Here is a 10,408-nt window from a genome sequence, read left to right on the forward strand (position 1 = left end):
TTCGTCTTTAGTCGGGTAACTGAGCCTTGGCTGTGGCCAATCGAGACGAGAGCGTACCGTCGATCACCTCATCACCGACCGCAATGGACAGGCCGCCGAGCAGTTCAGGGTCAATTTGGAGCTGCACGGTGACGGGATGACCGTAGATGCGGCTCAGCACGTCGGTCACCCGGCTGCGCTGCGCGTCGGTGAGGTCGGCCGCCGCACTCACTTGCGCGACGACTTCACCGCGACGAGCCACTGCAACTTCGGCGAGCAGCAGTACCGCGTCTTCGGCGGGCTGACCCCTCAAGAGTTCAACAGTCTGGGACAGCAACGAGAGCGCGATCGGATTCACGCTGCTGCCCGCACGGTCGAGTACATTGTGCAACAACCGGATACGGCCTTCGGACCCAGCGGCGTAGTCGCCGAGCAGGATGGAAAGTCGGGGCTGTGCATCGAGGATGCGCGAGAACCGGAACAATTGGTCTTCGACTTCGTCGACCTGACCCTCACGCTCGGCGATTTCCAACAGGGCTTGCCGCGACACGTGCTCGATAGCATCGATCAAATCGGAGTTCGCCGACCACCGCTCCGCAACGGCCGCCCGCAATACCTCGAGTGCGCCATTGCCGACTTTGCCGGAGACCAGCCGCTCCAGCAGCCGGACCCTGGGCGTCGCGTCTTCGGCCGGCACGGTGAGATAGCGCGTGACGACGATTTCCCGACCCAGCAACTTGGCAACCGACACCAGCTCATCGGCGAGGGTTGACAACCCATCATTGTCGAGGCCCTTGGCGAGCGTGCCGAATTTGTCGACCAGGCTTTGCAGCGCCCGTCGGCTGGCCGATCGCATCTTTGCCGCGACCGGATACTCGACTTCGGCCGCGGCCGGCGCCATGGCGTCGAGCTCGTCCAGGAAGCGGTCGACCGTAGCCGACCGCTGTGCCGGCTCGCCAACGTAATTGCGAACCAGCTCCCCTGCCTGGCGCACGGATTCGTGGCCGAGTTCCAGGCGCAGCTGACGGGTCAGCTGCGTGCGGAGCAACTCGACCTGACGAGCGCCCTGGACCTTGATGCGTTCGGCCTCGACCTCGGCCTGGGCCCGCAATTGTTCGGTGATGCGCGTGGCGTCCGTCTTGGCCTCTTCGACCACCCGTTCGGCCTCCGCGGTGGCGGCTTCCACTGCTTTGCTGTGCGCCGTCGTCGATTCGGTCAGCCGGTCGGCCGCGGCGGCCGAATCAGCCAACTGCTGGCGCACCGTCTGCTGCCGGGCACTCATCAGGCGCCGCACGGGCGGCGCAACATAACGCCACACCAGAAACACGATGGCCGCGAACCCGACCAGCTGTCCGATGAATGTCGACATGATTGACTACCTCGTTGCGGCTGAGGTGGTTACGTCGATGCCCAGGATCCGACTGGCCAGTGTCGCCGACATCGTTCCCACATTGGCGCGTAGATCCAGTTCCACGGCGTCCCTCTCGCGCTTCAGTTGCTCGTTGGCCGTTTGCAGCGTCGATGCCACTTCTTGTTCGGCACGGGCGCGCGCGTCTTCGACGGCCTTACGACCGTCGGCACGCGCATTGTCGCGATAGGACGACGCCTGGACTCGGGCTTTCCTCATGGCTTCTTCGTAATCGGCCTGGGCAGCGGCGAACTGCTCGGCCGCCTTCTTGCTGTCGGCCAGTGTCTTGGCCACCATGGCGTCACGTTCCCGCAATACCTTGAGGATCGGCGGCACGACGAAAGTGCCGATGACGCCGAGCACCACCAGGAAGATGGCCAGCACGAAGAAAAAGGTGCCGTTGGGAACGAGGAAGTTTTGGTTCTTGCCGCCTTCTTCCGCCCCCGACGCTGCCTGACCAGCGGCCAGAACAATCGAGTTCAGGTCACCCATCACAGCCGAATTACTTGACGGGCGTGGCGAAGACGAACAGCGCCATGAACGCCAGGTTGATGAAGTAGGCAGCCTCGACCAGGCCGACGGTGATGAAGAACGGGGTGAAAAGCCGTCCTTGCGCCTCGGGTTGGCGGGCGACACCGGAGATAAGCGCGTTACCGGCGACACCGTCACCGATACCGGCGCCGATCGCGCCGCCGGCCATGATCAGTCCACCGCCGATGAGGGCGCCGGCAGCGATAGTGGGGTCCATTTCTTTATCCTCCTTGATGACTCTGGTTGCGGTTGACCAGGTTTCGTTAGCGGTGCGGTTTAGTGATGTTCCTCAAGCTCCATCGCTTGGCTGAAGTACAGGATTGTCAGCAGGGCGAAAATGAACGCCTGGATGGCGCCGACGAACAAGTCGAACGATTTCCAGATCGCATTAGGCAACCACATGACATACGGCGGAAACAGCGCGATCAGCGCGACCAGGATGCCGCCGGCGAAGATGTTGCCGAAAAGACGAAGCGACAACGAGATCGGCTTGGCGAGCTCTTCGACGACGTTGATCGGCGCGAGGACCGCCACGTGCCCCTTGAGCAGCTTGATCGGGTGCCCGACGATACCCCGGCGCCAGATGCCGGCCGCGTGGTAGCTGACGAAGACGAACAAGGCCAGCGCCAGCACGTAGTTGATGTCGGCAGCGGCCGGTTTGAGCAACTCGGTGGTCTGCCCGTTCTTGTCGGTGTACTGCACCGGGAGGACAGAGAGCCAGTTGGAGATCAGGATGAACACGAAGATGGTCACCGCCAGCGGCAACACGAACGGTGCGATCCGCATGCCGATGGCGCCTTCGACCTGATTGCGCATCTGGATGGTGATGGCCTCGAAGAACAATTGCACGCCACCCGGCACATCCGTCGACGTGACTTTGGAGCGCAGGTAGAACGCCAGCGCGATGACGATCACCGCGGCAATGGCCGTCGACAGAACGGTATCGGTGTTCACGGTCATACCGAGCCAGGTGGCGGTGTGGTGCTCGCCGACCTCGATCTGAGCGGCCAGGATCGACTCAGTCATCGCTGGGGCTCCTCACTTCCGTCCCTTCAGATGCCGTCAATACACCGCTGTCGGCGTCACTGTCAGAGCCCGCTCCGCTGCGGAGCTTCTTCCAGACCGGCAGCGCGGTCGCCGCCACCAGCAACACCTGAAAGAGCGCGAGTCCGAACACCACCCCCAACCCGGCGGGCCGGAAAATGTAGGCCACGATCAGCCCGAGAACGGTGATGATCGCCAGCCTCGACGCGGAGTTAAGGGCCATCGAGCTCTTCAGCGGATGCTCTCTTGCCGTAATCGATTCGACCGAGCGCCGGACCAACAGGGCATTGAGCAAACCCAGCAGCAGGCCGACACCCAAGAACACCCCGACCATCAGGTGCCCGCCCAAGCCGGCGACGAGCATGGCCGCGGCGGTCAGCACAACGCTGATAACCAACAAGCGAACCGGGCGGAAAGCAACAGAGGGAAACACCAACGGCGCGTCCTGCGCTGGTGTCGTCACTGCAGCACCTCAATCCCGGGTAGACGGAGCGGAAAACGACCGATCGACTGAGCGGTGGCCCGCCGAGCGTATCGCAAGGGTCGCGGTGGAATCACCCAAGGGGTAGCTCCCTGTGTCGGTCGTCGATCGGCGTGGTCGGATACCCATCCGACAGGCCGGGTGGCCGGCAGCCCGCGAGATTCTTTGCGGGGTTCTAGCAGCACCGTACCACAAGGTCAATGCCACTACTACTCATCGTCGTAGAAGTCGTCGCGGCGGCGCAGCAGCGGGATCGCCGTCGCGATGCCGGCGATGACGATCGCGCCCAGCATCACCGCGGCGGTGTGGCTTGGGTCGAAGAAGATCGTGCTCGCCGCGCCGAACGCAACGATGCCCACCCATAGGTAGATCAGCAGCACCACCCGGCGATGAGAATGACCGATCTGCAGCAGGCGGTGGTGCAGGTGCATCTTGTCCGGACTGAAGGCGCTGCGGCCCGCGCGGGTACGCCGAACGATCGCCAGCAGCAAGTCCAGCATCGGCACGAACATGACGGCCACCACGAGCAGAAACGGTGACAGCAGAGCAAACACATCGCGAGCGCCGTAGGCGTTCTGGGAGATCGGGCCGGCTGCCGTGGTGGACGCGGCAGCCAGCATCAGCCCGATCAGCATGGAACCGGAGTCACCCATGAAGATCTTGGCCCGGTGAAAGTTGTGCGGCAGAAAGCCAAGGCATGCTCCGGCAAGCACCACCGAGATCACGGCAGGCGGATAGAACAGCACGTCGCCGCCGTGGTCGCGGAGCAGGCCCACCGAGAACATGCAGATTGCCAGCGCCGTGATGAGGCCCAGCCCGGCCGCCAGCCCGTCGAGGCCGTCGACGAAGTTCATCGCGTTGACGATCGACACGGTCAACGCCAGGGTGAGCAGAATCGAGGATGCTTGGTCCAGCACGATGGTTCCGACGCCGCCCAGCGGGATGTAGAGCACACTCCATGCCACCCCCATGGTGACCAGCACACTGGCGGCGGTGATCTGACCGGCGAACTTGGTCAACGCGTCGAGTCCCCAGCGGTCGTCGATCAGGCCGATCCCCATGATGACGGCACCTGCGACGAGCACTGCGGGCATGCCGGTGGAATAGACGAACCCCCGGGTAAGGGCGGGAAGCTGGGAAGCGAGGAAAACGGCGGCGACGACGCCGAGGAACATCGCCAGTCCCCCCATCCTGGGGGTCGGCGTCACGTGCACGTCTCTTTCGCGCGGATAGGCGACGGCGCCCAGCCGCGTAGCCAGCACCCGAACCGGTCCGGTCGCGAAATAGGTGACGATCGCTGCGGTCAGTCCCACCAGGGCGAGCTCACGCAGCGGGACACCGGCGCTGCGAACAGAAAGTGCGAGCAAACCCCCGGCAACGCTGGCCACATCGCTGGACACCATCGAGACCGTACTTGACCTGAGACCTGAACAACCAGCGGGCCTAGGCGGTCAACGTCGCCACGTCCACCCCGAGAACGTCGGCGATCCGTTCCGCGGTCACCGGACCCGGCCGCAGAATGCGCGGGAAGGCTCCGGTCAGGTCGACGATCGTCGAGGCGGCCTGCTGCGCGGACGGCCCCCCGTCGAGATAGACGTCGACGCGGTCGCCGAGCTGGCGGCGCGCGTCGTCGGCGTCCACCGCCGCCGGTTGGCCCGAGACGTTGGCGCTGGACACCGCCAGGGGCCCTGCCTCACGCAACAATTCGATGGCGACCGGGTGTAACGGCATCCGCAGCATCACGGTGCCGCGGGCATCGCCGAGATCCCACTGCAGCGATGGTGCTTGCACCACAACCAGGCTCAGCGCTCCGGGCCAGAATGCGCGAATCAGCTCGCGCGCCCCGGGCGGCACCGAATAAACCAGTCCCTCGATCGTGTGCCAGGAGCCGACCAGCACCCCCACCGGCATATCGCGCCTACGCCCTTTCGCCGCGAGCAGCGCGTCGACTGCGGTGCGGTCGAAGGCATCGGCGGCGACTCCGTAGACCGTGTCCGTCGGCATGACAACCAGCCGGCCCGCCTTGAGCGCCGCGACCGCAGCGCTGATTCCGCTGGAGCGCTGGCCGCGGTCGGCACAGTTGAACAGCTCGGCGGGCGTCATGACGCTTCCCACCTGCCGGCCGTCACGAACCGGGGCCGTCCGGCCAGGTCTTTGCGTGCCACGACGTCCTCGAAAAGTCCTGTGGTGCTTACGAGTTCGACGGTCGATTCGGAAGTGGTGTCGTCATGCTCGACGGCCAACAGCCCGCCGGGACGCAGCCAGCGTCCGGCCAGCCGTACGACGTGGGCAATCACCGCCATCCCGTCCGCGCCGCCGAACACGGCGTGCTGCGGATCATGTTGGGCTACTTCGGGTTCCACACTGGCATTGTCTGGAACATAGGGCGGGTTGGCGATGACCAGGTCGACCCTTCGGTCGAGGTCAGGCCGCAAGCCGGGTGCGGTGACGTCGGCTCGGATCAGTTCGACGTTACTGCCCTCGGTGTTAAGGCGCGCGTATTCCAAGGCCGCCTCGGAGTCGTCGACACCGATGATTCGCGCGGCCGGCCGGTGCCGGGCCAGTGCGACCGCCAGTGCGCCGGAACCGGTGCACAGGTCGACGATGACCGCTCGCTGCGGAAGCGGTTGCGCGGTGGCCCACTCCAACATTGCCTCGGTCTCGGGACGCGGTATGAACACGCCAGGGCCGACATGCAGCTCCACCGGGCCGAACGACACCGTCCCGAGGAGATGCTGCAGCGGCACCCGCCGCGATCGCGCGGTGACGATGTCGTGGTATTGCGCGAAGAACTCAGCACCCGGGGCATGGTCAAGCAGAGCAAGCAAACCGCGCTCGATGCCCGTCAGATGAGCGGCCAACTGCTCGGCATCCCAACGCGCGGAGTCGATCCCGGCTTCGGCCAGCAGGGCCGCAGCCGAGTCGATCGCATGGCGCAGCGAGATCATGACTGTTGTAACCGGGCCTGCTTGTCCGCGCCAGCCAGTGCGTCGAACAGCGCATCCAGGTCGCCGTCCAGAACCTGATCGAGATTGTATGCCTTGTAACCGATTCGGTGATCGGTGATCCGGTTCTCCGGGAAGTTGTAGGTGCGGATGCGCTCGCTGCGGTCCACCGTGCGGATCTGGCTGGCCCGATCCGCCGACGCGTCGGCCAGCGCCTGCTCCTCGGCTATCGCCTGCAGCCGGGCGGCCAGCACCTGCAACGCACGGGTCTTGTTCTGCAGCTGAGATCGTTCGTTTTGGCAGGTGACGACGATTCCGGTGGGTAGGTGGGTGATCCGCACCGCGGAGTCGGTGGTGTTGACACCTTGGCCGCCCTTGCCCGAGGACCGGTAGACGTCGATGCGCAAATCCGACTCGTCGATCTGGACTTCGCCCACTTCTTCGGGTTCCGGGTAGACCAGCACACCGGCTGCCGAAGTATGTACGCGCCCTTGGGATTCGGTCACCGGGACCCGTTGTACCCGATGTACGCCACCTTCGAACTTCATCCGCGACCACACGCCGTCGGCCGAGTCGCCCCTGCTCGCGATGGCCAGCGTGGCGTCCTTGTAGCCGCCCAGATCCGAGGTGGTCTCATCGAGTACGGTCACGGTCCAGCCGTGCCGCTCGGCGTAGCGGACGTACATCCTGGCGAGGTCGGCGGCGAACAGCGCCGACTCCTCGCCTCCCTCACCGGATTTGACTTCGAGCACGATGTCGTCGGCGTCGTGGGGGTCGCGCGGCGCCAGCATGTCGGTGAGTTGGGCATCCAGTTCGGCTACCCGAGCCGCCAATTCGGCGGCCTCGGCTACGAACGAGTCGTCGGAGGCGGCCAGCTCGCGCGCGGTTTCCAGGTCGTCCCGAGCGGCTACCAGTTTGCGGTGAGTGGCGACGATCGGTGCAAGCAACGCAAATCGGCGTCCGGCCGTGCGCGCCGCACCGGGGTTGCTGTGCAATTCCGGATCGGACAACGCGCGCTCGAGGTCGGCGTGTTCGGCCAGGAGGACGTCGATCGTGTGCACCGGTTGCGTCATGTCACACCTCCTGCCAGCTCTGCACTATGCACCCGGCGACGATTACCGGCCCGGTAGTCCGCGGGGAGTCTCCCCGCTTTGCCGAGCCTGGGCGCATACCCCGTGAGGGCCGGGGCACCCGCCTCTCAGGGCAGTATCGCAAGCCGGCTGCGGCAAAGGACCGGGCAGTCACATACACGAACCGACGCCCGGCCTGTGCACCGGCTTGCACAGTTCGGGCGTCGGTAATCCGGCTACTTCTTGGCTGCGGCTTCGTCCTGGTCAGCCCCGACCTTGCGCTTGCCATAACGCCTTTCGAAGCGGGCAACCCGGCCGCCGCTGTCGAGGATCTTCTGCTTGCCGGTGTAGAACGGGTGGCACTGCGAGCAAACCTCAACCACGATGCGGCCGCCCAACTTGGTGCTGCGAGTCTCAAACGTGTTCCCGCAGCCACACACCACGGTGGTCTCCTCGTAGGCGGGATGAATGTCAGATTTCATGCTGTCCTCTTCGATCGTTGCCGCTCGTGCCCCCGGCGTTCGGTTGTGGCGGGTCAGGCCGAACTCGAGAACCCTGAAGTGGTTCTGGTGGTCAAGCGTCGATTATGCCAGCTCAATCACCATCAGCCCAAACACCGGGATGCGCCCGCGTATTCCCCGCGACGGGCACCGAAATCAGCCGGCTAGTCGTTGTCCATGTTCCCCGGTGTGGTCTTCGACACCTGGACGAGGAAATCGTAATTGGTCTTAGTCTTGCGCAGCTGCGACATCAACAGATCGATGGCTTGGTGGGGATCCAGGCCCGACAGCACGCGGCGCAGCTTGTGGACGATAGCGAACTCGTCGGGCGACAGGAGAAGCTCGTCCTTGCGAGTACCCGACGGGTTCACGTCGACCGCCGGGAAAACCCGGCGTTCCGAGATCTTGCGGTCCAGCTTCAGCTCGGCGTTACCGGTGCCCTTGAACTCCTCGAAGATGACCGTGTCACCGGTGGACCCGGTCTCGACCATAGCGGTGGCGATGATGGTGAGCGAGCCGCCTTCCTCGATGTTGCGGGCCGCGCCCAGGAAGCGCTTGGGTGGGTACAGCGCGGTGGAGTCGACCCCACCGGACAGGATCCGGCCCGACGCGGGCGAGGCGTTGTTGTAGGCACGGCCCAGCCGGGTGATCGAGTCGAGCAGCACCACGACGTCTTTGCCCTGCTCCACGAGCCGCTTCGCGCGCTCGATCGCCAGCTCGGCGACCGAGGTGTGGTCCGACGGCGGCCGGTCGAACGTCGACGCGATGACCTCGCCCTTGACGGAGCGCGTCATATCGGTGACCTCTTCAGGCCGCTCGTCGACCAGCACGACCATCAGATGGCATTCCGGGTTGTTCCTGGTGATGGCGTTGGCAATGTCCTGAAGGATGGTCGTCTTGCCGGCCTTGGGCGGCGACACGATCAGCGCGCGCTGGCCCTTGCCGATCGGCATGATCAGGTCGATCACCCGGGTGGTCAGCCGCTCGGTCGTGGTTTCCAGACGAAGCCGCTGGTTGGGGTACAGCGGCGTCAGTTTGGAGAAATCAGGACGCTTCTTGGCGTCTTCGACCGATCCGCCGTTGACGCTGTCCAGGCGCACCAGCGGGTTGAACTTCTGACGCGGATTTTTGTCGCCCGCTTCTCCTTCTCGGGGGACCCGGACGGCACCGGTCACCGCGTCACCACGGCGTAACCCGTTCTTGCGCACCATGTTCATCGATACGTAGACGTCATGCGGGCCGGCCAGGTAGCCGGACGTGCGCACGAATGCGTAATTGTCAAGCACGTCGAGGATGCCGGCTACCGGCTGGAGGACGTCGTCCTCACGCACCTCGGCTTCAGCGCCTTCACCCGACCGTTCACCACGACGCCTGCGGTCGCGGAACCGGCGGCCCCGGCGGCCCTGCCGTCCTTCGCCGTCCTCGTCGCCGCGGGCCTGCTGGCCACCTGAGCCTTGCTGCTCGCCGCCCGACTCTTCCCGCTGGTCGGTCTTGTCTCCCCGTTCGTCGGTCTTGTCGCCTCCTTGCCCAGGCCGGCCCTTGGCGTCCTCGTCGGTGGTGGCCGCATCCTCCCCGGCAGCAGCTTGGTCACCCGATTCGGCGGCGGCTGTGCCCGGCTCCCGCGAGGACTTGCGCCGTTCCCGTCGCTGGGTCTCACCCGAGTCGCTCCGGCCCTCTGCGGGGGCCTCTTCACCAGCGGCTGCCTTCGCGGTCACGGTCGGCTCCGATCGGTCGGAGTCGGGGGATGACGTCGAGCCGGCCGAGCTACCGTTGGCCTGCCCGGTCATCTCCTGAATCGCGGCGATCAGTTCGTTCTTACGCATACCCGACGTCCCCTTGACGCCGGCTCGGTTAGCCAGGGCACGCAGCTCGGGCAACACCATGGTGGACAATGAGCCGCCCGGCGCCATGGTATTGACGTCTGAAGTGTCTTTGGTCACGGATTCCGACTGCTTTTCGGCGCCGGTGCTTTCGCTAGCCGTGATGAGGTCCGTATCAGTCACGGATTTCCTTTCTTCCCCCGCTGATCACGTCATGCGGGGGGTTCGTTGCATTCAGCCAAATCGCCGAGTGCGCCCAATCGTCGACTCTGAAACGGTGATCGCCAGGATCGGCGCGAATAAGGCGAACCTCGTCCACGAGAAGAATTGGTGGTTGTCCTAGCGGCAAGGCAGTATGTTTGCAGATGCAGATGCTGCGATTGCTGGACGGCTCCGAGGATAGCCCGCTTCCTGGCCGGAAGCAAGCAAACGGCGTGCCTCACCTACTTTGAGCGCGTGGCCGGCGGTGGTGCCTCAGCTATTTTGAGCGCGTAGCGCGGAAAGCTTGCCCGATGTGGAGGGGCAAGATCGATATGGCTGCAAGGCGGCAGGTAACCAACAAACTGCGAGGTCAGTACCGCAAGGCGTCGAAGGCGGACAAGGGCGAGATTCTGGATCGGGTGGTGGCTA

Annotated in this window: 10 protein-coding genes and 1 pseudogene; all 11 read right to left on the minus strand. The window is 64.9% G+C overall.

Annotated features, from left to right (window positions below):
• Nucleotides 1–7 precede the first annotated feature (7 nt).
• The 11 genes and pseudogenes from EET03_RS19365 to rho all read right to left on the minus strand — a co-directional run bounded on the left by EET03_RS19365 (nucleotide 8) and on the right by rho (nucleotide 9,961).
• A complete protein-coding gene (locus EET03_RS19365; protein ID WP_099193672.1) occupies nucleotides 8–1,348 on the minus strand; it encodes a F0F1 ATP synthase subunit B/delta in 1,341 nt (446 codons plus the stop codon).
• 6 nt (nucleotides 1,349–1,354) lie between these two features.
• Nucleotides 1,355–1,879, minus strand: a complete 525-nt coding sequence (locus EET03_RS19370) for a F0F1 ATP synthase subunit B (protein WP_075541291.1) — start codon at nucleotides 1,877–1,879, stop codon at nucleotides 1,355–1,357.
• Between the two features lie 10 nt (nucleotides 1,880–1,889).
• Nucleotides 1,890–2,135 carry a F0F1 ATP synthase subunit C gene (locus tag EET03_RS19375; RefSeq protein WP_003406686.1) on the minus strand — a complete coding sequence of 82 codons (246 nt, stop codon included), beginning with the start codon at nucleotides 2,133–2,135 and terminating at the stop codon, nucleotides 1,890–1,892.
• Nucleotides 2,136–2,194: 59 nt separating this feature from the next.
• Complete coding sequence (gene atpB, locus EET03_RS19380) at nucleotides 2,195–2,944, minus strand: F0F1 ATP synthase subunit A (RefSeq protein ID WP_063471749.1); 750 nt, start codon at nucleotides 2,942–2,944, stop codon at nucleotides 2,195–2,197.
• Entirely contained in the window at nucleotides 2,937–3,425 is a 489-nt protein-coding gene (locus tag EET03_RS19385) for an ATP synthase subunit I (protein WP_075541290.1), read from the minus strand. Before EET03_RS19385 ends, atpB begins: the two co-directional genes overlap by 8 nt.
• A 227-nt stretch (nucleotides 3,426–3,652) precedes the next feature.
• Nucleotides 3,653–4,877 (minus strand): annotated as a pseudogene (locus EET03_RS19390) (glycosyltransferase family 4 protein).
• Nucleotides 4,878–4,886: 9 nt separating this feature from the next.
• Nucleotides 4,887–5,546, minus strand: coding sequence for an L-threonylcarbamoyladenylate synthase (locus EET03_RS19395; RefSeq protein WP_099193674.1), 660 nt, complete (start codon nucleotides 5,544–5,546; stop codon nucleotides 4,887–4,889).
• A complete protein-coding gene (gene prmC, locus EET03_RS19400) occupies nucleotides 5,543–6,391 on the minus strand; it encodes a peptide chain release factor N(5)-glutamine methyltransferase (protein WP_075541287.1) in 849 nt (282 codons plus the stop codon). Before prmC ends, EET03_RS19395 begins: the two co-directional genes overlap by 4 nt.
• On the minus strand, nucleotides 6,388–7,461 hold the full coding sequence (prfA, locus tag EET03_RS19405) for a peptide chain release factor 1 (protein WP_075541286.1): 1,074 nt from the start codon (nucleotides 7,459–7,461) through the stop codon (nucleotides 6,388–6,390). Before prfA ends, prmC begins: the two co-directional genes overlap by 4 nt.
• Before the next feature lie 233 nt (nucleotides 7,462–7,694).
• On the minus strand, nucleotides 7,695–7,940 hold the full coding sequence (rpmE, locus tag EET03_RS19410) for a 50S ribosomal protein L31 (RefSeq protein WP_063471743.1): 246 nt from the start codon (nucleotides 7,938–7,940) through the stop codon (nucleotides 7,695–7,697).
• A 182-nt stretch (nucleotides 7,941–8,122) separates the two neighbouring features.
• Complete coding sequence (gene rho / locus EET03_RS19415) at nucleotides 8,123–9,961, minus strand: transcription termination factor Rho (RefSeq protein WP_075541285.1); 1,839 nt, start codon at nucleotides 9,959–9,961, stop codon at nucleotides 8,123–8,125.
• Nucleotides 9,962–10,408: the final 447 nt, after the last annotated feature.

The organism is Mycobacterium innocens (assembly GCF_900566055.1).
In the GTDB taxonomy this organism is placed as follows: Bacteria; Actinomycetota; Actinomycetes; order Mycobacteriales; family Mycobacteriaceae; genus Mycobacterium; species Mycobacterium innocens.

What these genes read in the sequence shown, in the direction of transcription:
- EET03_RS19365 (WP_099193672.1), bottom strand. Translation starts at nt 1,348, where the DNA reads ATGTCGACATTCATCGGACAGCTGGTCGGGTTCGCGGCCATCGTGTTT.
- EET03_RS19370 (WP_075541291.1), bottom strand. Translation starts at nt 1,879, where the DNA reads ATGGGTGACCTGAACTCGATTGTTCTGGCCGCTGGTCAGGCAGCGTCG.
- EET03_RS19375 (WP_003406686.1), bottom strand. Translation starts at nt 2,135, where the DNA reads ATGGACCCCACTATCGCTGCCGGCGCCCTCATCGGCGGTGGACTGATC.
- atpB (WP_063471749.1), bottom strand. Translation starts at nt 2,944, where the DNA reads ATGACTGAGTCGATCCTGGCCGCTCAGATCGAGGTCGGCGAGCACCAC.
- EET03_RS19395 (WP_099193674.1), bottom strand. Translation starts at nt 5,546, where the DNA reads ATGACGCCCGCCGAGCTGTTCAACTGTGCCGACCGCGGCCAGCGCTCC.
- prmC (WP_075541287.1), bottom strand. Translation starts at nt 6,391, where the DNA reads ATGATCTCGCTGCGCCATGCGATCGACTCGGCTGCGGCCCTGCTGGCC.
- prfA (WP_075541286.1), bottom strand. Translation starts at nt 7,461, where the DNA reads ATGACGCAACCGGTGCACACGATCGACGTCCTCCTGGCCGAACACGCC.
- rpmE (WP_063471743.1), bottom strand. Translation starts at nt 7,940, where the DNA reads ATGAAATCTGACATTCATCCCGCCTACGAGGAGACCACCGTGGTGTGT.